This is a genomic window from Sphingosinicellaceae bacterium (genome assembly GCA_019285715.1).
Classification (GTDB): domain Bacteria; phylum Pseudomonadota; class Alphaproteobacteria; order Sphingomonadales; family Sphingomonadaceae; genus Glacieibacterium.
Window position 1 is genome coordinate 3,344,660 of sequence record CP079108.1, and the last position, 25,811, is coordinate 3,370,470.

21 protein-coding genes and 1 tRNA gene are annotated in these 25,811 nt (G+C 64.8%); 9 read left to right on the plus strand and 13 right to left on the minus strand.

The window, feature by feature from the left end; genetic code table 11:
- Positions 1-2: 2 nt before the first annotated feature.
- Genes queE through KX816_15265 form a run of 3 tightly spaced genes read right to left on the minus strand, consistent with a single transcriptional unit; the run spans position 3 to position 3,831 of the window.
- Positions 3-635: a 7-carboxy-7-deazaguanine synthase gene (gene queE, locus KX816_15255; protein QXQ05576.1), complete on the minus strand. Its 633-nt coding sequence runs from the start codon at positions 633-635 to the stop codon at positions 3-5.
- An 11-nt stretch (positions 636-646) separates the two neighbouring features.
- Positions 647-1,471 carry a formate/nitrite transporter family protein gene (locus KX816_15260; protein QXQ05577.1) on the minus strand — a complete coding sequence of 275 codons (825 nt, stop codon included), beginning with the start codon at positions 1,469-1,471 and terminating at the stop codon, positions 647-649.
- A 2-nt stretch (positions 1,472-1,473) separates the two neighbouring features.
- Positions 1,474-3,831 carry an FdhF/YdeP family oxidoreductase gene (locus tag KX816_15265; protein ID QXQ05578.1) on the minus strand — a complete coding sequence of 786 codons (2,358 nt, stop codon included), beginning with the start codon at positions 3,829-3,831 and terminating at the stop codon, positions 1,474-1,476.
- A gap of 276 nt (positions 3,832-4,107) precedes the next feature.
- On the opposite strand from KX816_15265, the gene KX816_15270 reads away from it, so the two are divergent.
- The 3 genes from KX816_15270 (at position 4,108) to KX816_15280 (ending at position 7,737) form a co-directional block, all read left to right on the plus strand.
- On the plus strand, positions 4,108-5,286 hold the full coding sequence (locus KX816_15270; GenBank protein ID QXQ05579.1) for a molybdopterin molybdotransferase MoeA: 1,179 nt from the start codon (positions 4,108-4,110) through the stop codon (positions 5,284-5,286).
- 36 nt (positions 5,287-5,322) lie between these two features.
- Positions 5,323-6,756, plus strand: a complete 1,434-nt coding sequence (fdhD, locus tag KX816_15275) for a formate dehydrogenase accessory sulfurtransferase FdhD (protein QXQ05580.1) — start codon at positions 5,323-5,325, stop codon at positions 6,754-6,756.
- Between the two features lie 267 nt (positions 6,757-7,023).
- Positions 7,024-7,737, plus strand: a complete 714-nt coding sequence (locus KX816_15280) for a toll/interleukin-1 receptor domain-containing protein (GenBank protein ID QXQ05581.1) — start codon at positions 7,024-7,026, stop codon at positions 7,735-7,737.
- 426 nt (positions 7,738-8,163) lie between these two features.
- Here KX816_15280 and KX816_15285 read toward each other — a convergent pair whose 3' ends face one another.
- The 3 genes from KX816_15285 to KX816_15295 all read right to left on the minus strand — a co-directional run bounded on the left by KX816_15285 (position 8,164) and on the right by KX816_15295 (position 9,552).
- On the minus strand, positions 8,164-8,373 hold the full coding sequence (locus tag KX816_15285; protein ID QXQ05582.1) for a hypothetical protein: 210 nt from the start codon (positions 8,371-8,373) through the stop codon (positions 8,164-8,166).
- A 382-nt stretch (positions 8,374-8,755) separates the two neighbouring features.
- Complete coding sequence (locus KX816_15290; protein QXQ05583.1) at positions 8,756-9,163, minus strand: response regulator; 408 nt, start codon at positions 9,161-9,163, stop codon at positions 8,756-8,758.
- Positions 9,163-9,552 carry a response regulator gene (locus KX816_15295; protein ID QXQ08609.1) on the minus strand — a complete coding sequence of 130 codons (390 nt, stop codon included), beginning with the start codon at positions 9,550-9,552 and terminating at the stop codon, positions 9,163-9,165. Before KX816_15295 ends, KX816_15290 begins: the two co-directional genes overlap by 1 nt.
- Before the next feature lie 510 nt (positions 9,553-10,062).
- Here KX816_15295 and KX816_15300 point away from each other — a divergent pair.
- Positions 10,063-10,728: a recombinase family protein gene (locus KX816_15300; GenBank protein ID QXQ05584.1), complete on the plus strand. Its 666-nt coding sequence runs from the start codon at positions 10,063-10,065 to the stop codon at positions 10,726-10,728.
- Between the two features lie 537 nt (positions 10,729-11,265).
- Here the strand turns inward: KX816_15300 and KX816_15305 are convergent.
- From KX816_15305 to KX816_15330, 6 genes are all read right to left on the minus strand, one after another.
- Positions 11,266-12,905, minus strand: a protein-coding gene (locus tag KX816_15305) for an IS66 family transposase (protein QXQ05585.1) whose coding sequence is annotated in 2 segments (ribosomal slippage) — positions 11,266-12,353 and positions 12,353-12,905 — 1,641 coding nt in all. Because the reading frame shifts where the segments join, the coding sequence is not laid out codon by codon here.
- A gap of 69 nt (positions 12,906-12,974) precedes the next feature.
- Complete coding sequence (tnpB, locus tag KX816_15310) at positions 12,975-13,322, minus strand: IS66 family insertion sequence element accessory protein TnpB (protein ID QXQ05586.1); 348 nt, start codon at positions 13,320-13,322, stop codon at positions 12,975-12,977.
- Positions 13,319-13,672 (minus strand): transposase, encoded by a 354-nt coding sequence (locus tag KX816_15315; protein QXQ05587.1) that lies wholly within the window; start codon positions 13,670-13,672, stop codon positions 13,319-13,321. Before KX816_15315 ends, tnpB begins: the two co-directional genes overlap by 4 nt.
- A 225-nt stretch (positions 13,673-13,897) precedes the next feature.
- Positions 13,898-14,647 (minus strand): ParB/RepB/Spo0J family partition protein, encoded by a 750-nt coding sequence (locus KX816_15320; GenBank protein ID QXQ05588.1) that lies wholly within the window; start codon positions 14,645-14,647, stop codon positions 13,898-13,900.
- A 303-nt stretch (positions 14,648-14,950) separates the two neighbouring features.
- On the minus strand, positions 14,951-16,126 hold the full coding sequence (locus KX816_15325) for a tyrosine-type recombinase/integrase (GenBank protein ID QXQ05589.1): 1,176 nt from the start codon (positions 16,124-16,126) through the stop codon (positions 14,951-14,953).
- A gap of 493 nt (positions 16,127-16,619) precedes the next feature.
- Positions 16,620-16,706: transfer RNA gene (locus KX816_15330), tRNA-Leu, on the minus strand.
- Positions 16,707-16,812: 106 nt separating this feature from the next.
- Here KX816_15330 and KX816_15335 point away from each other — a divergent pair.
- The 5 genes from KX816_15335 (at position 16,813) to KX816_15355 (ending at position 25,047) form a co-directional block, all read left to right on the plus strand.
- A complete protein-coding gene (locus KX816_15335) occupies positions 16,813-17,763 on the plus strand; it encodes a complex I NDUFA9 subunit family protein (protein ID QXQ05590.1) in 951 nt (316 codons plus the stop codon).
- Between the two features lie 30 nt (positions 17,764-17,793).
- Positions 17,794-18,597, plus strand: a complete 804-nt coding sequence (locus KX816_15340) for an undecaprenyl-diphosphate phosphatase (GenBank protein QXQ05591.1) — start codon at positions 17,794-17,796, stop codon at positions 18,595-18,597.
- 154 nt (positions 18,598-18,751) lie between these two features.
- Complete coding sequence (locus tag KX816_15345) at positions 18,752-20,191, plus strand: NAD(P)-dependent oxidoreductase (GenBank protein QXQ05592.1); 1,440 nt, start codon at positions 18,752-18,754, stop codon at positions 20,189-20,191.
- A complete protein-coding gene (gene gltB / locus KX816_15350; protein ID QXQ05593.1) occupies positions 20,188-24,774 on the plus strand; it encodes a glutamate synthase large subunit in 4,587 nt (1,528 codons plus the stop codon). Before KX816_15345 ends, gltB begins: the two co-directional genes overlap by 4 nt.
- Positions 24,775-24,780: 6 nt before the next feature.
- Entirely contained in the window at positions 24,781-25,047 is a 267-nt protein-coding gene (locus KX816_15355; GenBank protein ID QXQ05594.1) for a hypothetical protein, read from the plus strand.
- 435 nt (positions 25,048-25,482) lie between these two features.
- On the opposite strand, the gene KX816_15360 is transcribed toward KX816_15355, so the two are convergent.
- A complete protein-coding gene (locus KX816_15360; protein ID QXQ05595.1) occupies positions 25,483-25,803 on the minus strand; it encodes a YbaB/EbfC family nucleoid-associated protein in 321 nt (106 codons plus the stop codon).
- Positions 25,804-25,811: the final 8 nt, after the last annotated feature.

The following is a 25,811-nucleotide window of genomic DNA, read 5'->3' on the forward strand; positions in this document are numbered from 1 at the left end:
GGCTAGCGGATGCCGGTGATCTTGTGGGTCTGCAGGCTCAGCTCCCACACTGGGCGCGCGAGGCACAGCGCCAGCGCCGCCCGCGTGTTGGCGGCAACGTCGGGCCCGTCCATCGGCTGGAGCGCGAAGCGGCGGAACGGCAGCACCTCGAGCTCGCTCAGGTCGAAGCTCGGCTGCGGCCAGACCAGTTTGAGCTCGTCGCCGGCGCGGAGCTCGAACGGTGCCCCTGCCTTTGGGCTGACGCACAGCCAGTCGATGCCTGCCGGCGGAGTCCCGATGCTGCCGTTGGTCTCGACCGCGACCTCGAAGCCACGTGCATGGAGGGCGTCGACGAGGGCCTGGTCGAGCTGGAGCAGCGGCTCGCCGCCCGTGCACACGACCAGCGGCCGCCCGCCGCCGGGCCACTCCCCGGCAATCGTGTCGGCAAGCCGCGCGGCATCGACGTAGCGCCCCCCGAGGGTGCCATCGAGGCCGACGAAATCGGTGTCGCAGAACTTGCAGATTGCGACCGCACGACCGCTTTCCAGCCCAGACCACAGGTTGCAGCCGGCGAACCGGCAAAACACCGCGGCGCGCCCGCTATGGCGCCCTTCCCCTTGCAAGGTCAGGAATATCTCTTTGACAGCGTAACTCATGCGGGCACGAATCAAGTCGGCGGAACGCGGAGCGCCGTCGGCAGCGTGCCGGTGTCGTGGCGCGCCTCGGTGCCGGTGTCGGTGCGAGCGGCGGACAGATAGCCGCCGACGACGAACACGGCACCACCGACGATGTTGCCGAAGGTGACCAGCACCAGGTTCCGCACCACGCCCGCGAGCGCGATCGCGGGGTGCGGGTCGAGCAGGCCGAGCGCCAGCGCCGTCATGTTGGCGACTGAGTGCTCGAACCCGGCCGCGACGAAGGCGAGCAGCGCCCACGCCAGCACGATGCACTTGGCGGCGTCGCCCGACACCCGGCTGGCGGTCCAGATTGCAAGGCAGACCAGCCAGTTGCACAGGATCGCCCGGGCGATCAGCGCGACGGCATCGGCCTCGACTTTATGGGTTACGTAGGTGTTGAGGTAAGTGCCGCCGTCGGCGAGGACCGCGCCGCCGCCGCCCGCGATGAACACGCCCGCGAGGACCAGCGCGCCCGCGAGGTTACCGATCCAGACGACGACCATCAACGACAACGCCTCTGACAACGTCACGCTGCGCCGCGCCAGGCCGAAGCCGGTGTACATGACGTAGCCGGTGAACAGTTCCGCGCCGGCGAATACCGTCAGGATCAGGCCGATGCCGAACACCCCGCCGAGTACCAGTGGTCGCGCGCCCGGCGGCATGCCAGCCGCACAGCTCAGCGCCAGAATCATGGCGATACCGATATAGGCACCTGCCATCATCGCCCCGACGAAGAAACCGGCCGGCGCTCGCTCGAGCGACTCGGCCTTGTCGCGAGCGACCTCGGCAAAATGGACGATGGTCGGCTCGTACATGCTCAGGTCCCCGCTGCGGTGCTGCCGTAGATACCCTCGCGCCCGATGACGGTGTCGGCATCGTTCGCCGGGCCGGCTCGGAGCAGGCGTACCGGAACCGACTTGTACGATGGGGTCAGGCTCTCGGGATCACAATGTTCGAGCGCGATCAGCGGCTGCGTCTCGGGATAGTAAGATGCGCAGCAGCCATCGGGCACGTTGTAGCTGACCAGCGTCAGCTTCTGGACGACGCGGTCGGGACGGGCGTGTTCGAGCGCGGTGGCGACATCGACGACATCGCCCTCGGCCAGCCCCAGACGGGCCATGTCGCGATCGTTGATGAACAGTACGTCACGCCGTCCGAACACCCCGCGATAGCGGTCATCCAGGCCATAGATCGTGGTGTTGTACTGGTCGTGGCTGCGGATCGTCGTCAACCGCAGCACATCGGGCTCGGCGGTCGCCGCGTCCTCCTCGAGTCCCGAGAAGACGATGAAATTGGCCTTGCCAGTCGGCGTTTTCCAGATTCGCTGCTGCGCGGAATTGGGCAACTGGAAGCCGCCCGGGATCTTGATGCGGTCGTTGAAGGCCTCGAAATCGGGAATTACAGCTTCGATCTTGTCGCGGATCAGCGCGTAATCGCCGGTCAGCGCTTCCCAGTCGACGCCGCCCTTGGCCCCCAGCGTCGCGCGGGCGATGCCGGCAATGATGGCAATCTCCGACATCACGGTCGCAGCCGGTGCCTCGAGGAATCCGCTCGAGGCGTGAACCATCGACATCGAATCCTCGACGGTTATCGACTGCCGCCCGGTCGCCTGCATGTCGAGTTCGGTCCTGCCGAGGCACGGCAGGATGTAATTGTGCCGGCCGAGGAGCAGGTGCGTGCGGTTGAGCTTGGTCGTGATGTGGACCGCGAGATCGAGCTGGCGGAAGGCTTCGGCGCAGGCCTGAGGGTCGGAGGACGCGATCGCCAGGTTGCCGCCGAGACAGACGATCGCCTTCGACTTGCCGGCGCGCATCGCCGCGATTGCGTCGACAACTGAATGCCCTGGCTCCTGCGGCGGCTCGAACCCAAAAACCTCCCGCATCTTGTCGAGGAAGGGCTTGGCCGGGCGCTCGGTGATGCCGACGGTGCGGTCACCCTGGACGTTGGAGTGGCCCCGGAGCGGCGAGATGCCCGCCCCCTGGCGACCGATATTGCCCTTGAGCAGCAGCAGGTTGGCGATCTGCTGGACGTTGGCGGTACCGGTCTTGTGCTGGGTTATGCCCATTCCATAGCAGACGATCGTTGCCTGCGCCCTGGCATAGACCTCGGCAACGCTCTCCAGTTCGGCGCGGGTCAGCCCGCAGGCGCGTTCGATCGCATCCCAACGGCTCGTCGCGAGGTCGGCGGCGAAAGCCTCGAAGCCCGCCGTATGCCCGGCGATGAACTGGTGATCGAGCACCGGCGCGAAGTCTGCAGCCTTGGCCGCATCGTCCATCGCCACCAGCGCCTTGCAGATGCCCTTGAGCGCTGCCGCATCGCCGCCGACCTTGACCTGGAGATAGGTCGTCGCGATCGGCGTCGACCCAAAGGTCGCCATCTCGATCGGCGATTGCGGTGCCTCGAAGCGCTCCAGCGCGCGCTCCTTCAGCGGGTTGAGGACGATGATCGTGGCACCGCGCTTCGACGCATCGCGCAGCGAGGTCATCATGCGCGGATGGTTGGTACCCGGGTTGTGGCCCATCGACAGGATGAAGTCGGCATGATCGAAATCCTCGAGCGTCACCGTCGCCTTGCCGATGCCGATCGACTTGGGCAGGCCGACCGAGGTCGCCTCGTGGCACATGTTCGAGCAGTCGGGGAAGTTGTTGGTGCCGTAGATTCGCGCGAACAGCTGGTACATGAACGCCGCCTCGTTCGACGCGCGGCCCGACGTGTAGAACTCGGCCTCGTTCGGGCTCGCCAGCGCGTTCAGTCGGGCCGCGATGCCAACGAACGCCTCCGCCCATTCGACCGGCTCATAGTGGTCGGTGTCGGGGTTGTAGCGCAGCGGATGGGTCACCCGCCCCTGCCCCTCGAGCCAGTGGTCGGGCTGCGTCCACAGCTCGGCGACACTGTGCTCGGCGAAGAAGTCGGGCGCGACCCGCTTGGCGGTCGACTCCCACGCCACCGCCTTGGCGCCGTTTTCGCAGAACTCGAAGGCGGAAGTATGCTTGGGGTCGGGCCAGGCGCACCCGGGACAGTCGAAGCCGTCGGGCTGGTTCTGCTTGAGCAGCGCCTTGCCACCGGCAACCACCACCTGCTGGCGCTTCAGCACTTCGGCCACGGCCTTCAGCGCGCCCCAGCCGCCCGCGGGTGCGTTGTAGTCGACAATGCCGTTGGGTCGCTTGGTACTCATCGAGACGCCTTTACAAGGTTCATACGCCAACCGTGCCGCCGTAGCCATGAACGGATATTATACACATGGGTAGTCGACGAATTGCCGCCACCGGTCGGCAGCATCTGCCGCGCGCTTCACGTCACGAAAGGATTGTTGCATTGGGGGTCACCGCGACGCTGCGGTATGGAGCCTCGATGAACGCCCCCTACCCGCCGGCTGACGAGGGCGTCGCGCTTGCGCTTCCGACCACGCTTGCGACTTCGAGAACACCCGTGAACCCGTCACACCCGGCCGGTGGCTAGCCAGCGCCCCAGTGTCGACGAGGCACTGGCCCTGATCCACGCTGCAGCGACGCGCCTCGGCAGCGAACGCCGTCCGCTTGCTGCCGCACTCAACCATCGCCTCGCCGAGCCGGTCCACGCCCGGCTCTCGGTACCGCGCTTCGTCGCCTCGGCAATGGACGGATTCGCGCTCGCGAGCGCCGCGACCGAGGCCGCGCGACCCGACCGGCCGATCGAACTGGCAATCGGGTCCGACGCGTCCGCCGGACACTGGCCGTCGCCACTCGAACCCGGGACGGCGGTGCCGATCTCGACGGGAGCGCCGCTGCCGGCCGGAGCCGACACCATCGTCATCCGCGAGCACGCCCGCGTTGTCGGCAAGCGCCTGCTGGTCGACGCGCCGCTGGTGCGGTGGAACAACGTCCGGGCAACCGGCGAGGACGTCCAGGCCGGTACCGTGCTGCTGCCCGCCGGTGCGCGAGTCGGCGTCGACGCGGTCGGCGTCCTGGCTTCCGCCGGCATCGGCGAGGTCCCGGTCGTCCGTCGCCCGCGCCTGCTGTTGTTCACGACGGGCAACGAGATCGCCGCCACGTCCGCCGCGCTGGCCGATCCGGCCCTGATCCCGGACAGCAACGGCCCGATGACGGTCGCCTTCGCCGCGACGCTCGGCCTGTCGATCGATTATGCCGGTCCGGTCACGGACGACCTGCCGGCGCTCGTCACGATGCTGGCCCGCGCCCGCGACGGCGACGCCGACATCGTGCTGTCGACCGGTGGCGTCTCGGGCGGACGTTTCGACCTGGTGGCGCAGGCGCTGGCCGAAGTCGGCGCTGGCAAGGGCTTCCACGGGGTCCAGATGCGGCCCGGCAAGCCATTGCTGTTCGCCACGCTCGGCTCCGGCCGACTGTATTTCGGCCTGCCGGGCACACCGGTCGCGGCGCTGGTCGCGCTGCGCTTTTTCGTGCTCGCCGCGATCCGCGCCATGGCCGGTCTCGATCCCGAAGCCGGTCAACCGATCGAGGATGGCCCACCCGCTCGCCCCGGCACGACATTGTTCCTGCGCGATGCCGCCGACGGGCGCCAACTCGACCAGCGGCCGCATGTGCTGTCGAGCATTCTTCGCGCCGACCGCTGGCTGCGCGTCGACGACGCCGGCACCCGGGCTTATCCCAAGGAGCCGCCGTCACTATAGTGTAGGGAGCCGGCTCCTGTGCGGTAACATCACTTTATGACGAGACAACCCAACGATCCCACAGCCGAGAGCGTGCCGCTGTGGCGCAGCGATACGCGCGTCAGCTGGACCGCGACGGGCGCCGAGACCGCCGACCGTGCGCTCGCCGTCGAGACACCGGTCGCGCTGGTCATCGATGCAACGACGGTGGCCGTCATGATGGCGACGCCGGGCGATCTCGACGACCTGGTCACGGGTTTTGCCCTGACGGAACAGCTGATCGCCTCCGTCGCCGATATCGCGGATGTCGAAATCGTCGTGCAGCCCGACGGGATCGAGGCCCGGCTGTGGCTCGTGGCCGGGCGGGGCACCGCGAGCGCCGAGCGCCGCCGCGCCATCGTCGGACCGACCGGCTGCGGACTGTGCGGCATCGAAAGCCTGGCACAGGCGGTCGTCGTGCCGCCGCTGGTCACGGCCGCGGGGCCGCAGCCGACTCCCGCCGAGATTCTCGGCGCAATGACGGCGCTGTCGGCTGCCCAGCCGCTCAGCGCGACCACCCGCGCCAGCCACGCGGCGGCGCTGTGGCGACGTGGCCAACCCCTGCTGGTGCGCGAGGATGTCGGCCGCCACAACGCGCTCGACAAGCTGGTCGGGGCCGCGGCACGGGCCGGCATTGCCGCGGACGATGCCATGCTGCTGCTGACCAGCCGGGTGTCGGTCGAGATGGTCCAGAAGGCGGCGCGCCTCGGGGTCCCGGTTATCGTCGCGGTCTCGGCACCGACAAGCCTGGCGCTCGACTGCGCACGACAGGCCGGCATAACCTTGGTCGCCGTCGCGCGGCACGATGGTTTCCAACTGTTCAACCGGGGGGATCGGCTGGCGGCGCTGAACGCCGAAAGCCCTGCGGATGGCGCGATGCCACCGCGCGTGCTCGGTGCCGTGCTGGCCGGCGGGCGGTCCCGGCGGTTCGGCAGCGACAAGGCGGTGTCGCTCCTGCACGGCCAACGGCTGATCGATCTTGCCGTCGAAAGCCTGGCCCCCCATGTCGCCGCGGTCGTCGTCTGCGGTCGCCGGATCGACGGCTACGACTGCCTCGACGACCGCCCGGCCGCCGACCTAGGCCCACTCGGTGGCCTCGCCGCTGCCCTGCATCACGCCCGCGCCAATGGCTTCGACGGGGTGCTGACGACGGGGTGCGACATGCCGGCCTTCCCCGAAGCCACGGCGCGCTCGCTGATCGGCGCGACGCCGGCCATCGTCGCCGGCCAGCAGCTCGCGGCCTACTGGCCAACCGGTCTGGCGGACGCGCTCGACGACTATCTGGCGAGCAGCGAAAATCGTTCAATTCGGGATTGGGCGGACAGCCAAGGGCCCCGGGTCGTCCACGCGGCGGTACCGATACCGAATATCAACACGCCGGCCGACCTCGCGAACCTGACCGCGTCGACCACCGCCATGCATGCGACAGATGTCGCACCCGGGGGTGCCTAAAGTTGTTTTGAGGGGGCGTTCCCAAGGCTTTCAGGGCCTTGGGAATAGTCTGGTGCCAGGAAAGGAGAGGCAACCGCGCTCGCCAACCCATTGAAAACACACACTTAGAGAAGGACAGATGTTACGCTTGCGATGTTCTGGTGTAACACCTAGCTGTCGACAGCGATAGGTATAGACAGGGCCTCATCTGGTTTCACCTCCATCCACCCCTCCCTATCCTGAACTTACTCACACGATGCCAAGGTCCACACAGCGGGGAGCGAATGCATGTTGGCCACTGAACGTATGGAGTTACTCGAAAGGATTGGTGTCGAACTCCAATCTCGTTACACCTTCAGTGACATTGATGGCTTCTTTAGTGCTCTTAGCATCAACACTCAAGACTTCACATATGGCCAGAGTAAACGCGTCTATGTCAAAGACGTACTTCGTTATGCCTCTGAACCCCTACTGCTACGCGTCGCTGATGAGCTTGGGCTGGCTAGACTTGGTGGTGGCAAGACATACACACCGCGCCCACCGGCTAACTGGGAAGGTACGAGGCGGTTTCGCGTTTTCGTTTCACACATCAGTAAGAACAGGACGACGGCCACGGCTCTTAAGCAAAGCCTTGCCTTCTTCGCTATCGCCGGTTTTGTCGCTCATGAAGATGTCGTTCCCACGCTTCAATGGCAAGACGAAATTGAAAGGGCTTTAAGCACTATGGATGCCTTCGTCGCGATACACACATCGGGCTTTCGCGAGTCGACGTGGTGTCAGCAGGAAGTTGGCTTTGCGGTCGGTCGCGGCGTTAAGATCATATCGCTCAAGATGGGAGAGGACCCGACTGGGTTTCTTGGAAGACATCAAGCGCTTGCTTGCCGTAATCAAACGGCACAGACGGTTGCTCAGAAGGTCAACACCATACTGCTAGAGGACGCCGTCACGCACGATAAGCTTAAGGCCGCGCAAGACGAGTTATCGGCGCAGGTGCCGTTTTAGCTAGTAGTACAGCTCCACACTTCCTTCGAGCGGCGGGGCTACCAACAACAACCGCCAAGGGCTTTAGCCCTGTTTCTTGAATACGTGGGTGGCGTTGGTGTGGATGGGACCTTGACGTACGGGCGATGGGACCTAAAGACGTAGGGGCCTTGGCTCGGACCCGCTGGCGTGTCGCTCGGTGCCGCCGCGCTCACTGCTGTTGCTGAGGCTATCCTTCTCCCTCTCCCCACCCCCATATGGCCTACGTGGCCTCGCGACTCGCAAACAAAGGCATAAGTTGGCGATGGGTTGGAGGGGTTTGGGCGGGGATTGGAGGCAATGGCTAGCGGTGCCTAGTTTGAACATGCAATTAAGCCTGTTAATCTATCGAAATAGAAAGACTTAGAGAGTTGAGGGCGTCATGTTTGCGCGTACTGCACGTCACATTCATTGCGGTCCCTTGGAAGAACTAGCCCCGCTTGCAGTGCCCGGAGGCGACGTCTCCACGGCCCGCCCAAAGTGTCTCTCGAACAAGTCGCCTCGCCAGCCTTCAAGCCATTCGTCGCGTTCGGCGCTGCCAGTCGGGTGGGGGCACGTCACGGCATCATCGCCCCTTAAGCGAGCGTTGTACCCTGCCCAAAAAGCTGCTTCTACCATACGCAAAGGGCTCGATGCTGTACGGTAAGAGACTTAGTCTGGGGATCGTCTCATTGCGGTCCGCAAGCGTACATTCACGACAGGTCAACGCTGCCTTCGAGAGCCGGACCACCAACAACAACAGCGGAGGGCTTTAGCCCTGTTTCTTGAAGACGGGGTGTCGGTGACGTAGATGGTACCTTGCCGCAGGGGCGATGGGACCCAAAGCTTTCGGGTGCCTTGGTTCGCAGCCGCTAACGCGTCACTCGGTGCCGCCGCGCTCCCCGCTGTTACCGAGGTTATCCTCCTCCCCATCTCCATCTAACATGTTCGACGCCGCCTCGCGACTTGGGACCAAGGGGATTAGATGGCCAGTGGAGCGGAGTGCGGTTGCGAGCGCGGATTATGCTCGCTCCCGCGCCGCCCGCAGTCTCTTGATATAGTCCACTACGGCTTGAGGCTCATACGGTCTGGCGAGGTGAGGCCCTGTCTCACAAAGCTCCGCAGCCTCTTTTGCTGCCTTGTCGATGCTGCCCGCCAACCTAACTTCCAAAGCAGGATGGATCTTGCGAACCCAGTTGGCAAGCTCGAATGCGGATCGGCTGCCAATAGCTGCAACGTCGCAGAGGATAACGTCGATAGACATTGATAGCGAGTCAAGCGCCGTCATCGCTTCGTCGGTATTACCAGCTTCAACAACATCATAGCCACAGTGTCTCAAGTAGTGCGCGATGGCATGACGAGATACAATGTCCCCATCAACCACCAAGATCGACGATGACACTTCTTGTGTTTGCGAGAGACTACCCATTAGACCTCGGGTAAGAGAGTGTTGATAGCCCTCTCTACCTGAGCTATTGTGTAAGGTTTCTGTAGAAACAGTGTCGAGGTTTCGTAACTATAAGGTACGTTTATGAGGTGACCAGATGCCATGACGACCGGTAAGCTAGGATGAGCTTCTTGAACATATGCGAGAAGACCTAGTCCGTCTATCTTGCCTGGCATCCTTACGTCGCTAAACAATATGTCAACAGGAACGCCCGACTCTAGGATAGCAACCGCTTCATCACCGTTCAGTGCCTCAAGCACATTGTAGCCTTCATCCCGCAAGAAGTCGGCCACCCAATAACGAATAAGGAACTCATCTTCTACTACGAGAATGGTTTTCTCAATGCCAACCGGCGAGCATTCCTTCTCAATCTTCGTCAAGACATTATCCAGCTACATTACGCATAAGCAACGAACAAACGTGTGAACAAGCTAGCTGTTCCCAATGGCGTGTGGCCGCACATTCGTACCTTTGCGATGCTAAGTGTTCAACTGCCGACACACCTAGTCCGTTTTCTTGCGGAGTCTGTACGTTATCGTCCCGCGTGACGTGATCGGACCCTACACGATCTGCTCAGGCCTAATCCCGTTAAGGCCGGGACTACCAACAACAACAGCGAATGGCTTTAGCCCTGTTTGTTGAAGACGGGGGTGGAGGTAGCGTGGATGGTACCTTGCCACTAGGGCGATGGTACCCAAAGCCCTTGAGCACCTTCGCTCGGACGCCCCCCGTTCCCCCCGCTGCCGACGACGCTGCCTGCTTGGCGATCAGTCACCACCACCACTCCAAAGCGACGTTGCAGATTATTGACGAAGGCTGCTGCGGATGTCATTACATTCTTGTCTACGGTCGTAGACTGAAGTGTAACGGGATTGCCTGCTATGACGAAGTACGTTGCCTACTGCCGGGTCAGCACCACCAAGCAGGGGCACTCTGGCTTGGGTCTAGAGGCGCAAGAGGCGGCGATCAGTGCGTACCTCAAGCCCGGTGACGTGGTGATCACCCCCACCTTCGTTGAGGTCGAGAGTGGCAAGCGTAACGAGCGGCCTGAGCTTGCCAAGGCCCTGAGCTATGCGAAGCTGACCGGGTCAACGCTGCTTGTCAGTAAGCTTGACCGGCTATCGCGTAATACCAGCTTCCTCCTCACACTCATAGATGGCGGTGTCGAGGTTGCGTTCTGCGATCTCCCTACGGTCGGTGGGGCCTCAGGACGCTACCTGCTTACCTGCATGGTTGCTGTAGCGGAGCTTGAGGCTGGCTTGACCTCTGAGCGCACCAAGGCCGCCCTGAAGGCAGCGAAGGCCCGTGGCAAGGTCCTGGGTGGCTATCGGGCCGCCGCGCCTAAGGTAGACCCCTCGCTTGGTCGAGCTGCGAGGTCAGCCAAGGCCGCGGCGTTCGCCGGTCGTATCCGGGTGGTGGTCGAGGAGCTTCAGGCGCTTGGGGTGTCGGGGCTTGCGGCAACCGCTCGAAGCTTGAATGAGCGTGGTATCCCTACGCCCCGTGGGGGCCTGTGGACCGCAACGCAGGTGACGCGGGTCCTCGGCTAAGCACTCCATAACGGTTCTAGTTGTTACATCGGAGCACGTAGGTGCCGAGGGCTTGGCAGTAAACATATCCGGCAGGAGGTTGGCCAATTGGTTCGGCCCTAGGTGCCACGTAACCTTGCGATTGCTGACGTGTGCGGTTGGTCTGGTCCTGCATCTGGGAAGACCATCCTTGAAGCTGACTCGTGAGAGAGTCTACCTGCTGTGACTGCTGTGCCTGATAGGCTTGATATGCTTGGATCTGTTGAGGCGACATTTGGCTAAAGTCCGGTGCTGTCGCGCATCCCCCCACTGAAAGTGCAGACAAGGCGATCACGCACACGGTTGCGAACTTCATCAGCAATTACCCCCAAAAACGTATCGAGCTCACTACGGCAGCGTCGGCACACTGGCAACTCCGTTACGTCTAGGAAACGGTGGAGAGCGTCCGGTGTCGGCGGGGCTGACCGATGAGGGCGTCCCTAGCGGCTACAGGCTTCACTCACGTGGGAAGGAGAGCCGTACGCATCCGGTGAGGGCCGCAGGGTCGCTGCGACACGCTCAGGCGGCTTGAGCGAGCGGCACGTCTGAGGTGTCGGGTCGCCAGTTCCACGGGAGCAGTTCGGCGAGGCGCTGCTGTGGGAGGTCGGCGATGCGGGCGAGGACATCGGCGAGCCACGCTTGCGGGTCGATATCGTTGAGCTTGGCGGTGACGATGAGCGAGTACATGAACGCAGCGCGCTGTCCGCCGCGGTCGGAGCCGGCGAACAGCCACGACTTCCTGCCGAGGGCGACACCGCGCAAGGCTCGTTCGGCGGCATTGTTGGTCAGGCAGATCCGTCCATCGGCAAGGAACCGGGTGAACGCGGGCCAGTCCTTGAGCATGTAGTTGATCGCCACCGCGACCGGATTATGCCGGGCAAGCGTCGCACGCTGCTGGCGCAGCCAGTGTTCGAGCTCGGTTACGATGGGCGTGACGAGTTCCTGACGCACGGCGAGCCGCCCTTCGGCGGTCTTGCCGCAGATCGCGCGTTCGATGTCGAAGATACGGTCGATCCGCGCCACCGCCTCGAGCGCCAATGGCGAGATCACCGGGGCAATGTCGGGCTTGCGCTTCACCTGGGTGGCGACGTCGGCGAGAACGAAGAACTTGCGCCGTGCGTGTGCCCAGCACAGCGCGCGGGTGACCTGCCCGGCTGAGCGCCCCGGCTTGAACAGCTCGTTGTACCCGGCATAGGCGTCGGCCTGCAGGATGCCGTTATAGTGGGCCAGATGATCACGCGGATGCTCACCGCGCCGGTCGCGCGAGTAGTGGAACAGCGCTGCTGGAGGGGCTGGGCCACCGAATGGCCGGTCATCGCGGATATAGGTCCAGATGCGACCGATGTCGGTCTTGACCTTGGCCAGCACGGGCACCGTGGTATCGTCGCCGTGCAGGCGCTCGGCGGCGAGGACGTGGGCCTCGATCAACCGATGCAGTGGTTTAAGCGCGGCGGTGCAGGCGCCGACCTGGTCGGCCAGCGTCGACAGGCTGAGATCGACACCTTCATGCGCATAACGGTCGCGTTGCCGGTTTAACGGCTGGTGCTGCCCGAACTTCTCGAACAACAGCATCGCCAGCATACTTGCGCCGAACAGCCCCCGCGGGTGACGTGGAACGGTGCCGGCGGCTGGCTGACGCGCTCGCAGGCCCGGCAGGCGAAGCGCTCGCGCACCGTCTGGATGACCTTCCACCGGCGCGGGATCACCTCAAGGGTCTCGGTGACATCCTCGCCGAGCTTCGACAGGCGGTCCGAGCCGCAGCCGGCGCAGCAGGTCGGGCTCGGGATCACGACACGCTCGCGCGGCAGGTGCGCGGGCAGCGGTTGCCGCGACGGTAGGGCGCGGACGAACGCGGTGACGGTCGTGGTCTTCGCGGCAGCACGTGCGGCGGCGGCTTCGTCGGCAGCGGCGGTCGCCTCGGCCTCCTCGAACACCAGCTCCATCTGGTCGATCAATCGCCGGCTGCGCTCCGAACGCTGGCCGAACCGGTCGCGCTTGAGCATCGCGATCTGGAGCGCCTGAAGGGCGATGCGGGCCTCAAGGTCGGAGTTGATCGCGCGAGCGTTGGCGGCGTCGGCCCGGGCGACGGCGGCATCGCTTCGTGCCTCGTCAAGCGCCTGTCGGAGCGCAATAATATCGGCGGGAGACAACGCTTCCATCGCCCCACAACCTAGCAAAATCGCGAGGAACCGTGAAGCGTTTTGGCGTCGTCTGGCTTGGGAAAGACCCTATCCCGCAGCGCTTGGCCGCCATGTATGCTGCGGGTTACGCCAGTCGATGCCCTCCAACATGCACGCCATCTGCGACGCCGAGATCGCGACGACACCGTCGGTCGCGGAAGGCCAGACGAAGCGACCGCGGTCGAGCCGCTTCGCATAAAGCGACGTGCCGAGGCCGTCGTGCCACAGGATCTTCACTAGGCCACCGGTGCGTCCGCGGAAGATGTACAGGTCGCCCGCGTGCGGGTCGCGGCGCAGCCCCTGCTGCACCTGCAGCGCCAGCCCGTGCATGCCTTTACGCATATCGGTGTGACCGGTTGCGAGCCAGATCCGGACGCCACCCGGGACCGGGATCACCGCGCCAGCGACCGCAACACCGCCGTTACCAGCTTTGCCGGCGCGTCCGCCGCGATCCGCACGACCGAGCCACCGATCTCGACCAGCATCGCCGGCGGCGGTGATGATGCTGGCGCGACATCGCGGGGGTCGGCGCTGACAACGACCGGCGCAAAGCCCGCGCCCGCGTGGCCAGCGCCGTACAGGTCGCGACGCCACCGATAGATCTGGCTCGGTCGGACATCCGCGGCCCGCGCCACCTCAGCGACAATCGCGTCGGGCGCAAACGCCGCATCGATCAAGGCCCGCTTCTGCTCGTCGCTCCACTGGCGACGACGCTCGACACCCGAATATACCGTGACCTGGCCCATCGCACCGTCGCTAACACTGGTGCAAACACCGTCGCTTGCACCAGTGCTACGTCACCGCAGCCGTCAAATCACTCAAGGCGGCCCTCACCGGAAGCGTACGGAGAGCCTTGGAAGCCGCTCGCTCAGGATGCTGCCGCTGTGGTCGCGTGGCGTCGTGTGAAGGCAACCGGCATCCGTGACGTGGCGGCGGCATCCTTGGCTTGAGCATCGCGGTGACCGCGCGGACTACACATCTAGTGTGTCGTCGATCTCACAGTCGTCATCATCGATGGTGGAGATAGGAGTGTCGATGCCGTCAGCCATAAAGGCTAACATTTGCTTGATCCGTTCACGTGAAGCGGCCTCCTCCACCTCCCAGTACAACCGCTTGATGTGGGTGAGAGCCGTATTCACCGCATCAATCTTGTCTCCGTCGTGAGTGGCCTCATCATCAAAGCGTGTGTCACGGTTGATCGGTCGGTCGGGGTCGCGCTTGAACGCTTTCGCCCAGTACTCCTCCATCCAAACCTTGACGGTGTTAGCCGACAGACGCTGTCCCAATGATGAAGACAACTCGTCGGCTATTGTCCGGCGCGGCTTGATGCGGCCATCCTCGCGCAGGTGCAGCTTAGCCTTCATGTACATCGCGAAGATAGGTTTGCGATCGGCGGAGGTAAGCGGGAGGCCATTGCTAGCGTTAGCGTCGATAGCCCACGCTCGTGCAACGGATGCACTCATCTTCGCTACAACAGCCTTAATGGTCTCACGTCCTATGTAACGTGCGGCAGCGAGCCGATGGTAGCCATCTACGACGTGCATCTTGCCGCGTACGTTAGCGATCTTGATGGGGGGGAAGCTGGCACCATTCTCCATCTCCAACGCGTAGCGAAGCACCTGTTCGTAGTTCTCATCTCTCAGCTTGTAGCCCCTGTCGTGTAGGTGGTCGTCTACTCGGACGGTCGTAGGTTGCCATGTGACTTCGGGCTTAGGGATCATCTCGCACTCGCCTCACATGTAACCGTGAGTGAGAAGCAACAATTAGCCCCTATATATCAACGTGTTACAGTGAGGGTTTAGCTGATATTGGTCAAAATGACCACATAGGTAGAGACTGCATTGCTCTAGACATCCTCGAACCTCGTCTAAACCGTTGCAAACAAACAGATTTCCTGAATTCCAAGTGCAATAGTCGTTACGCGGTTTACGATTGAACATCCCCGGGGGGTTGCCTGTTGGTAAGAAGGCCTATGTTCCAATCCACCCCCGGCACCGGACGCCATCGCTGCGCGATCTGATAGGTTAGGCAGGGGGGCCGGTCACGTCGAACGATGGTCGTTTGGCAAGCTCGGCTGCCAGCGCCGACAGGGGATAGTGCCCGTACTTCTCACCCTCTGACTTGGCAGCGTGGCCTTGGATTACGTCGCGGGCGCTCGGGTCCATCCCCACCAGTCGTGCCGTCGTCTTGAACAGGTGTCTCCATCCATGGTTTGGACTTACCGCAGGATCATTGACACCCAGTCGGCGCACCCACGCTGCAATGTGTTCTCCTACCTTCTTGGATTGCCGGTTATCGACATCAGGTTTGCGCTGGCGAGACGGGTCATAGAACAGTCGACCCTCACCCTTGGCCGCGACCATCTTCAGGAAGCCTTGTTCGATCAACTGACGGTGAAGCGGCACAACCCTCGCGGTACCATCCTTTACGGTGCCCGCTTCGGGGGTGATCCTGATACACCAGATGTCTCCCTCTTGACGCACATCCTCCGCGCGGAGCTGACTTAGCTCATTCACCCGCGCACCCGTATGAGCACATAGCCACGGAACCCAACGCTGGGCCAACTTGCGCTCGACCGATAACTTCGGGTCCGGCGGGTCGAGAGCGGCACGTAGGATCGTCATTGCCTCCAACTCCGTAAAGCCGCGGTCGCGAAGCTTAAGCCGCTTGGGTACTCGGACTCGAACGGCTGTCGCGACGTTGGCCGTGATCAGTTCATTCTCCTCCCCCCATCCCAGCACTGTTTTAATCGCGGCGAGATACCCATCGTTCACTGTGCTCGCCGCAAGGATGTTCCCCCTAGTGTTCGGTTCTGACAGGAGCTTCTTTGTCCACTGCCGCACATCGGCTGCCGTGATGCGGCTCGCTTCATCATGACCCAGGAAGTGACTGAGGCTGGTTATGTAAGGTCGCCAATTTCGGACCGTCGAAGCTGAAGGCTTACGCTCGGCTACGTACCCGTCGAACAACGTCATCAATGCGGCAGAGGATGACGCTGGCTTCAATGTTAGCTGGCTGGCCGCTCGCGGTAGCAGAGTGGGGGTGACCGACCCGTGCCCATGATCGCGGGCGACGATCTCTTCCGCAACAGTCGTATGGGCAGTGACAAGCAACGAACACAGTCGGCGAAAACCTAGTGACGCCGGGTCAGCGCGGAGGCCTATCGCATTGATCAGCCCCAGCGCTTCCTCGCTGAACATAGCAACCGCCCTCGAGGTGTCGTTGTCATCGCGCTCGTCTTGCCACGCGTCCTCGTTACCTTGATGCTGTTCAAGGAGCTCGGCTGCCCTGCGGGTCGTAGGGCTCGGCCCATACCGGGTGACATCATCCGCTCGAAGGAGTCCCTCTCGGTACACATCAAGAAGGTGCGCCGTAGTTTCCGGGTCGAGATTGTCGGCAAGGGGAACGTTGCGACCGCGAGCCGCATCGATGAGGGCATTGGTCCTGACGGTCTCGGCTTGAGCCAGCCGTTTACCCTCTTCGCGACTCGTCGTGGAGAGCGAGTAGGTCCACGCTCCGCACCCAATCCGGCCACGAACATCAAGCGGTACAGTCCGCCGGAAGTAGTAGGTCGATCCCCGTCGTGAGAGGTGCGTACACATGGTCGTCACATCCTTACAGATGTAACACCCACCCGTCACTAAACCCTTGTTTTCAGGGCTTTCCCAAGGCTTTCAAGGCCTTGGGATGCTCTGGTGCCCAGGAAAGGACTCGAACCTTCACATCGTTACCAATACCAGCACCTGAAGCTGGCGCGTCTACCAATTCCGCCACCTGGGCAGGTTGCGAGGCGCGGGGGTTAGAGAGCGGGGGTGCGGTTGTCAACTTAGGCCGCCTGCGCCATGACGCCCGGACGACAGCCCCGGGCGGCTGAAGAGGAGCGGGCGTGGACGGATTGGTGGTAGTTGTCGGCGGTGGCGGGTTCGTCGGCCGGTATCTCGTCCAGGTGCTCGCCAAGACCGGCGTGCGCATCCGAGTCGTCTCGCGCAACCCGGAGGGCGCTTCGTTCCTGAAGCCGCTCGGCGGGCTCGGTGACATCCAGATCGTGCGCGGCAATGTTCGCGACGCCGCTTCGATGGCGCGCGCCTTCGACGGCGCGACCGCCGGGGTCAACCTCGTCGGCATCCTGGCGGAGGGCGGCAGCCAGCGCTTCGATGCCGTACAGGCCCGCGGTGCCGGTACGGTTGCCGAGGCGGCGCGCAATGCCGGCGTCGCGGCGTTCGTCCAGGTGTCCGCGATCGGGGCCGATGCGAACTCGCCGGCGGGCTATGCGCGCACCAAGGCGGCGGGCGAGGCGGCGGTGCTGAAGGCCCTGCCCCACGCGACCATCGTGAGACCCGGCATCGTGTTCGGGCGCGAGGACCAGTTCATCAATCGTTTCGCGGCACTGACGGCGCAGCTACCGGTGGTGCCCGTGGTGGCAGGCAAGACCCGCTTCCAGCCGGTCTATGTGCTCGACGTCGCGCACGCGATCGCGGCTGCGCTTGCCGATCCGGCCAAGTTCGGTGGCCAGGTCTATTCGCTCGGCGGGCCGCGCATCTACAGTTTCCGCGAGATCCTGACCTGGATCCGCGATCAGGTCCGGCCCGGCAAGACGCTCCTCGACATCCCCGACGCCGCCGCAGCGCTGATGGCGAAGCTCGGCAACTTTGTGCCCGGCGCGCCGATGACGCAGGACCAGTGGCTGATGCTCCAGCGCGACACCGTCGTGGTGCCGGGCGACCTCGGGCTTGCCGACCTCGGCATCGAGGCGACGCCGATGGAGAGCATCGCGCCCGCGTATCTCGAGCGCTACAAGACCGGCGGGCGCTTCCACCGCGATCCGCTCGTCGCCTAACCAACCTCCTCTCAGTCACCGGAGTAACGCGTGGAGCACTCGCTTCTCGACATCGTCATCATGGGTCTGGTCGAGGGCCTCACCGAGTTCCTTCCGGTGTCGTCGACCGGCCACCTGATCCTCGCGGGCGAGCTGCTCGGCTTCCACGGTCCAGACGACGCGATCTTCAACATCGCGATCCAGACCGGCGCGATCCTGGCCGTGCTGGTCGCCTACTGGCGGCGGTTCACGCTGGTGCTCGGCGGGCTGTTCCGCCGCGATGCCGGGGCCTGGGCATTCACCCGCAACGTCGTCCTCGGCTTCGTGCCGGCAGGCATTGCCGGCGTGCTGCTGATCAAGGCGGTCGAGGCGCTGCTCGAGAGCCCGTTGACGGTGGCGATCGCGCTGATCGTCGGCGGCGTCGCGATCCTGGTCATCGAGGCGATCTCGAAGCGGGTGACCGCGACCTCGGTCGAGGCGATGCCAGCGAAGACGGCGCTCGGCGTCGGAGCGATCCAGTGCCTCGCGATGATCCCCGGCGTGTCGCGCTCGGGGGCAACGATCATGGGCGGCCTGCTGCTCGGGCTCGACCGCAAGACCGCGGCCGAATTCAGTTTCTTCCTCGCGGTGCCGACGCTGGCAGGCGCGACGGTGCTCCTGCTGTGGAAGCACAAGGACACGCTTTCGGCGGGCGATATGAACGCCATCGCGATCGGCTTCGTGATTTCGTTCGTGGTCGCATTGGCCGTGGTGAAGGGCTTCGTCGCGGTCATCAGCCGCTACGGCTTCGGGCCGTTTGCGTGGTACCGGATCATCGTCGGCGGCGCGGCACTGGTCTGGCTGCTCAACCGATAGTACCGTTACAAGACTAATTGCCGCGCTCCAGCGGCGGAATGATTGCGAACTGAGATGAGCCGAACGGCGATAGGTCAATATAGCTGACCTATCGGCCAGAATGTGCGTGACACTCCACGGTTGACTTGTTAATGGCAGGTCGAAGGGAGCGCCGGTGGCCGAATCGACTATGCTCAAGTTCGTCGAGCGCACGCAGGCGTATCCGCCGAAGCGGGCCGCTCACGCGCGTTCCGACGACTTTCAGGAGATCGCTCCCGATTACCTGATCGAGCGTGCCGAGGAGCAGTCCGGCCGGTGCTCGCAGTGCGGCGTGCCGTATTGCCAAGTCCACTGCCCGCTCCACAACAATATCCCCGACTGGCTCAAGTTGACCGCCGAAGGCCGCCTCGAGGAGGCCTACGAGCTCAGCAACGCGACTTCGAACATGCCCGAGATCTGCGGGCGCATCTGCCCGCAGGACCGGCTGTGCGAAGGCAATTGCGTCATCGAGAAGGACTTCGGTTCGGTTACCATCGGAGCGGTCGAGAAGTTCATCACCGACACAGCGTGGGAGCAGGGCTGGGTCAAGCCCCTGCGGGTTATCGCCGATCGCGGTGGCCAATCGGTCGGCGTTATCGGTGCCGGGCCGGCGGGGCTGAGCGCCGCCGAGCAGCTCCGGGTCAAGGGCTATGAGGTCCACGTCTACGACCGCCACGACCGCGCCGGCGGCCTGCTGACCTACGGCATCCCCGGCTTCAAGCTGGAGAAGCACGTCGTCACCCGCCGGGTCGAGCGGCTCGAGGCCGGCGGCATCGTCTTCCACCTCGGCTTCGAGGTCGGCCGCGACGCGACGCTCGAGGAACTGCGCGGGCGCCACGACGCGGTGCTGGTCGCGACCGGGGTCTACAAGGCGCGCGACGCTGTCGTGCCGGGCATCGACTCGCCCGCGGTCGTCGACGCGCTCGACTATTTGATCCGCAGCAACCGGCGCGGCTTCGGCGACGATGTCGCGCTCGGCGATGGTCTCGACGCCGAGGGCAAGCACGTCGTCGTCGTCGGCGGCGGCGATACCGCAATGGACTGCGTGCGCACGGCTGTCCGCCAGGGTGCAGCCTCGGTGAAGTGCCTGTACCGCCGCGACCGCGACAACATGCCGGGCAGTCGCCGCGAAGTCGCCCACGCCGAGGAGGAGGGCGTCGAGTTCGTCTGGCTCAGCGCCCCCGCCGCGGTTGCCGACGGTGCCGTCCTCGCCGACCGCATGCGCCTCGGGCCCGCCGGAGCCGATGGCCGCCGTGCGCCCGAACTCCACGCCGACTGCCCGGGCGGCAGCCGTTTCCGCCTCGAGGCCGACCTGATCATCAAGGCCCTCGGCTTCGACCCCGAGGACCTGCCCGTCGCGTTCAGCGCCCCCGACCTCGGCGTCAACCGCTGGGGCACGCTCCGCGTCCTCGACAACCAGACGATGATGACCAGCCTCGACGGTGTGTTCGCGGCCGGCGACATCGTCCGCGGCGCAAGCCTCGTCGTCTGGGCGATCCGCGACGGGCGCGACGTCGCGACGGCGATGCACCGGTATCTGGCCGCGAAGTCCGACATGCTCAAGGTAGCCGCATGACCGTCCCCCAGGCCGAACGCGCCGAGGCTGAACGGCTGCGCATCGCTGAAGTCGGCATGTACCGCCCCGAGTTCGAGGGCGATGCCTGCGGCGTCGGGGTCATCGCCGCGACCGACGGGCGGGCTTCGCGCCGGGTCGTGACCCTCGCGATCGACGCGCTGAAGGCGGTCTGGCACCGCGGCGCGGTCGATGCCGACGGCAAGACCGGCGACGGCGCGGGCCTCCACGTCGAGATCCCGGTCGATTTCTTCCACGAGCACATCGAGCGCGCCGGGCACCGGCCCAAGCCGAACCTGACCGCCGTCGGCATGATCTTCCTGCCGCGCACCGACCTCGCGGCGCAGGAGACCTGCCGGACCATCGTCGAGAGCGAGATCATCGGCTTCGGCTACACCATCTACGGCTGGCGGCAGGTGCCGGTCGACGTCTCCGTCATCGGCGAGAAGGCGATGCTGTCGCGCCCCGAGATCGAGCAGATCATGATCGCCGGGCCGTTGCCCGAGGGTGGCGACGGCGCGCTCGACGTCGCGGCCAGCAAGGCGGCGTTCGAGAAGGACCTCTACCTGATCCGCCGCCGCATCGAGAAGGCGGTGATCGCGGCGCAGATCCAGGGCTTTTACGTCTGCTCGCTGTCGTGCCGGTCGATCATCTACAAGGGGCTGTTCCTCGCCGAGAGCCTGACCGACTTCTTCCCGGACCTCGCGGACGAGCGCTTCGTGTCGCGCTTCGCGATCTATCACCAGCGCTACTCGACCAACACCTTCCCCCAGTGGTGGCTGGCGCAGCCGTTTCGGACGATCGCCCACAACGGCGAGATCAACACTGTCCGCGGCAACAAGAACTGGATGAAATCCCACGAGATCCGCATGGCCGCGGCCGCCTTCGGCGCGCATTCGGAGGACATCAAGCCGCTGATCCCGGCCGGCGCCAGCGACACCGCGGCGCTCGACGCCGTGTTCGAGGCGATGGTCCGATCGGGCCGCGACGCGCCGACCGCGAAGCTGATCCTGGTGCCGGAAGCCTGGGCCAAGGACGACGAGCTGCCGCCCGCGCACCGGGCCATGTACGCCTTCTTCGCGTCGATCATGGAGGCCTGGGACGGGCCGGCGGCGCTGGCGATGACCGATGGCCGCTGGGTCGTCGCGGGCATGGACCGCAACGCGCTGCGCCCTATGCGCTATGCGCTGACCGACGACGGCCTGCTGGTCACCGGCTCCGAGGCGGGCATGGTCGCGATCCCCGACGCGTCGATCGTCTGCAAGGGCCGCCTCGGGCCGGGCCAGATGGTTGCGGTCGACCTCGACGGCGGCGGCAGCGGTGGCGACGGCACCTATTTCTACGGCGACCGCGACATCAAGGACCGCATCGCCGCCGAGCACGACTATCCGGCGCTGGTCGCAGGCTTCACCACCTTCGCCTCGATCCCCGGCCACGATGCGTCGCAGCCCGCTCCGGCTTATCCGCGCGAGGAACTGCGCCACCGGCAGATCGCCGCCGGGCTGACCATGGAGGACATGGAGCTGCTGCTCGCGCCGATGGTCGAGGACGCCAAGGAGGCGATCGGCAGCATGGGCGACGACACGCCGCTGGCGGTCATCTCCGACAACGCGCGGACGCTGAGCCACTTCTTCCGCCAGAACTTCAGCCAGGTCACCAACCCGCCGATCGACAGCTTGCGCGAGACCCGGGTGATGAGCCTGAAGACGCGCTTCTCGAACCTCGGCAACATCCTCGATCCCGACGCCACCCAGAAGGGCGTCATGGTGTTCGACACGCCGGTCATCACCAACATGGGCTGGGCGCTGATGCAGAAGTGCTTCGGCCAGCAGGCGGCGACGATTGACTGCACCTTCGACATCGCGTCGGGGCCAGCCGGGCTGAGGGCAGCCATCGAGCGCGTCCGCGAGGAAGCCGAGACCGCGGTTCGCTCCGGCAAGAGCCAGCTGTTCCTGACCGACGAAGCGGTCGGTCCGACCCGCGCCGGGATCACCATGATCCTGGCGGCAGCCGGGGTGCACACGCACCTGGTGCGCAAGGGCCTGCGCACCTACGCCAGCATCAACGTGCGCTCGGCCGAATGTCTCGACACGCATTATTTCGCGGTTTTGATCGGGGTCGGCGCGACCACTGTGAACGCCTATCTGGCGCAGGAGGCGATCGCCGACCGCCACGCCCGCGGGCTGTTCAAGGGCCGGACCTACGACGAGTGCGTCGCCCGCTACAAGAAGGCGGTCGAGGACGGCCTGCTCAAGATCATGGCCAAGATGGGCATCGCGGTGATCTCGTCGTACCGCGGCGGTTACAACTTCGAGGCCGTCGGCTTGAGCCGTGCGCTGGTCGCGGACTTCTTCCCCGGCATGCCCGCCAAGATTTCGGGCGAGGGCTTCGCCTCGATCCACCTCAATGCCCAGCTCCGTCACGACAAGGCGTGGGACGAGGCGGCGGGCGCGCTACCGATCGGCGGGCTGTACCGCTACCGCGCCAACTCCGAGGCGCACGCCTACCAGGCGAACCTGATCCACCTGCTGCAGGAGGCGGTCGCCCGCGACAGCTATTCGGATTACCTGCGCTTCTCGCGGGCGACCGCGGCGCTGCCGCCGATCTACCTGCGCGACCTGCTCGAGTTCAACTGGGCCAAGACCCCGCTGCCGACCGAAGCGATCGAGTCGATCACCGAGATCCGCAAGCGCTTCGTGACGCCGGGCATGAGCCTCGGCGCGCTCGGACCCGAGGCGCACGAGACGCTGGCGATCGCGATGAACCGCATCGGCGCCAAGGCCGTCAGCGGCGAAGGCGGCGAGGATGCCGAGCGCTATCACCCGCGCGCCAACGGCGACAACGCCAACTCCGTGGTCAAGCAGATCGCCAGCGGCCGCTTTGGGGTCACCGCCGAGTATCTGAACGCCTGCGAGGAAATCGAGATGAAGGTCGCGCAGGGTGCCAAGCCCGGCGAGGGCGGCCAGCTGCCCGGCTTCAAGGTCACCGAGCTGATCGCGCGCCTGCGCCACGCGACGCCGGGTGTCGGCCTGATCTCGCCGCCGCCGCACCACGACATTTATTCGATCGAGGACCTGGCGCAGCTCATCTACGACCTCAAGCAGATCAATCCGCGCGCCCGCGTCTGCGTCAAATTGGTGTCGTCGGCCGGTATCGGCACCGTCGCCGCCGGCGTCGCCAAGGCGCATGCCGACGTCATCCTGGTGTCGGGCCACGTCGGCGGCACCGCGGCGTCGCCCCAGACCAGCATCAAGTATGCCGGCACGCCGTGGGAAATGGGCCTGTCCGAGGTCAACCAGGTGCTGACCCTCAACGGCCTTCGCCACCGCGTCAAACTGCGCACCGACGGCGGCCTGAAGACCGGGCGCGACATCGTTATCGCCGCGATCTTGGGTGCCGAGGAATTCGGCATCGGCACCCTGAGCCTCGTCGCGATGGGCTGCATCATGGTCCGCCAGTGCCACTCGAACACCTGCCCTGTCGGCGTCTGCAGCCAGGACGAGCGCCTGCGCGAGAAGTTCACCGGCTCGCCGGAGAAGGTCATCAACCTGATGAGCTTCATCGCCGAGGAAGTTCGCGACATCCTCGCCAAGCTCGGCGTCCGCAGCCTCGACGAGGTTATCGGGCGCACCGAGCTGCTGCGCCAGGTCAGCCGCGGCGCCGAGCATCTCGACGACCTCGACCTGAACCCGATCCTCGCCAAGGTCGATGCCCCCGACGACGCAAGGCGCTTCGCGATCAGCACGTTCCGCAACGAGGTTCCCGACAGCCTCGATGCGCAGATGATCATCGACGCCGCGCATCTGTTTGAGCGCGGCGAGAAGATGCAGCTGACCTACAGCGTGCGGAACACGCATCGCGCCGTCGGCACCCGGCTGTCGTCCGAAATCCTGCGCCGCCTGCCCGGACAGGTGCTCGCACCGGGGCACATCCACATCCGGCTGCGCGGCTCGGCAGGGCAAAGCCTCGGCGCGTTCGCGGTGCCTGGTGTCAAGCTGGAGGTCTTCGGCGAGGCCAACGACTATGTCGGCAAGGGCCTGAGCGGCGCAACGATCGTCGTGCGCCCGATGGTGGCGTCGAAATTGGTCGCCTGCGACAACACCATCATCGGCAACACCGTGCTGTACGGCGCGACCTCGGGCCGGCTGTTCGCGGCGGGGCAGGCGGGCGAGCGCTTCGCGGTCCGCAACTCGGGCGCGACCGTCGTCGTCGAGGGCTGCGGCGCGAACGGCTGCGAGTACATGACCGGCGGCGTCGCGGTCATCCTCGGTGTCACCGGCGACAATTTCGGCGCGGGCATGACCGGCGGCATGGCCTTCGTCTACGACACGGACGGCAAGTTCGAGCGCCGCATCAATCCCGAGTCGATCGTTCTCCAGCGCCTCGGATCGGAGCATTGGGAGGGCGTCCTGCGCGCTCTCGTCATGGAGCACGCCGCCGAAACCGACTCGGTCCACGCCGCCAACATCCTGGCCGACTGGGAGCGCTGCCGCGACCGCTTCTGGCAGGTCTGCCCGAAGGAAATGCTCAGCCGTCTAGCGCATCCGCTCAACGACACTATATCGGTCGCTGTAGCAGCGGAGTAATACGGCATGGCGAGCAGGAACGACGGACTGGCCGAGATACTTGTCCAACTCGCGGCGAACTCGGCGACCCTGATCGAGCGGGCCCGGGCCAGCGGCATCTTCAAGGGACCGGAGACGGTCGATGCCAAGGCGACCACGGTCGAGCCGACCGCGTCCGTCGCCCCCGGTGACGCTGGGACGGTCAAGGCACTGCAGGACATCATCGTCCAGCAGGCCATGAAGATCCACGCGCTCGAGGCCGAGGTGCTGCGGTTGTCGAAGACGGCGGGCTGAGGCGGAGCTTCGCTCGGTTGGTCGTGCGAGCGAACGCGCGAGCCACTCCCCTTCACCGTCATGCTGGCGGACGCCAATCTAAATTGGGCGTCTGCTGTCCTATATTGTACCCGTCTGGTACAAATAGATTATGCCGGAGCTACGGCCCGATCTTTCTCATCACCAAAGTGCTGCGCCACGACCGTTTCACCCGGTGCACCGCGATCAGTGTCATCCCGCGCTTGACCCGCGACCCTGCTAAATGCGTAATCCGATCGCGGAGGTAGCTGGGTCCCGGGTCAAGCCCGGAATGACGAATGAGATTGATCGGACGCCGGATTTCGACCGTTTCCGAGCGACCGCACCGACCCGGTTGCAGAATTCGAAAAGCCGCGAGGGTATAAACTCTGACAACTCTCGTTCATATTCAGCAGCCGGCCCTGAGGCGGTCCAGCCTTAGAACGGCAGCTTGAACCCCGGCGGCAACGGCAACCCCGCGGTCATTTTCTGCATCTCGGCGTTGGCGACCTGGTCAGCCTTGAGCTTCGCGTCGTTGAACGCCGCGACAATCAGATCCTCGACCATCTCCTTGTCCTCGGCGCGAAACATCGACGGGTCGATATCGAGCCCGAGGATACGGCCCTTGGCGGTGGCGCGCACCTTGACCAAACCGCCGCCCGACGCGCCCTCGACCTCGTGGGCGTCGAGTGCGTCCTGCGCCTTCGCCATCTCGGACTGCACATTGGCAGCCGCCTTCATGATCTCGTCCATGTTCATCGGCTCGG

What these genes read in the sequence shown, in the direction of transcription:
- queE (QXQ05576.1), bottom strand. Translation starts at nt 635, where the DNA reads ATGAGTTACGCTGTCAAAGAGATATTCCTGACCTTGCAAGGGGAAGGG.
- KX816_15260 (QXQ05577.1), bottom strand. Translation starts at nt 1,471, where the DNA reads ATGTACGAGCCGACCATCGTCCATTTTGCCGAGGTCGCTCGCGACAAG.
- KX816_15265 (QXQ05578.1), bottom strand. Translation starts at nt 3,831, where the DNA reads ATGAGTACCAAGCGACCCAACGGCATTGTCGACTACAACGCACCCGCG.
- fdhD (QXQ05580.1), top strand. Translation starts at nt 5,323, where the DNA reads ATGACGAGACAACCCAACGATCCCACAGCCGAGAGCGTGCCGCTGTGG.
- KX816_15280 (QXQ05581.1), top strand. Translation starts at nt 7,024, where the DNA reads ATGTTGGCCACTGAACGTATGGAGTTACTCGAAAGGATTGGTGTCGAA.
- KX816_15285 (QXQ05582.1), bottom strand. Translation starts at nt 8,373, where the DNA reads ATGGTAGAAGCAGCTTTTTGGGCAGGGTACAACGCTCGCTTAAGGGGC.
- KX816_15290 (QXQ05583.1), bottom strand. Translation starts at nt 9,163, where the DNA reads ATGGGTAGTCTCTCGCAAACACAAGAAGTGTCATCGTCGATCTTGGTG.
- KX816_15300 (QXQ05584.1), top strand. Translation starts at nt 10,063, where the DNA reads ATGACGAAGTACGTTGCCTACTGCCGGGTCAGCACCACCAAGCAGGGG.
- KX816_15315 (QXQ05587.1), bottom strand. Translation starts at nt 13,672, where the DNA reads ATGGGCCAGGTCACGGTATATTCGGGTGTCGAGCGTCGTCGCCAGTGG.
- KX816_15320 (QXQ05588.1), bottom strand. Translation starts at nt 14,647, where the DNA reads ATGATCCCTAAGCCCGAAGTCACATGGCAACCTACGACCGTCCGAGTA.
- KX816_15325 (QXQ05589.1), bottom strand. Translation starts at nt 16,126, where the DNA reads ATGTTCAGCGAGGAAGCGCTGGGGCTGATCAATGCGATAGGCCTCCGC.
- gltB (QXQ05593.1), top strand. Translation starts at nt 20,188, where the DNA reads ATGACCGTCCCCCAGGCCGAACGCGCCGAGGCTGAACGGCTGCGCATC.
- KX816_15355 (QXQ05594.1), top strand. Translation starts at nt 24,781, where the DNA reads ATGGCGAGCAGGAACGACGGACTGGCCGAGATACTTGTCCAACTCGCG.
- KX816_15360 (QXQ05595.1), bottom strand. Translation starts at nt 25,803, where the DNA reads ATGAACATGGACGAGATCATGAAGGCGGCTGCCAATGTGCAGTCCGAG.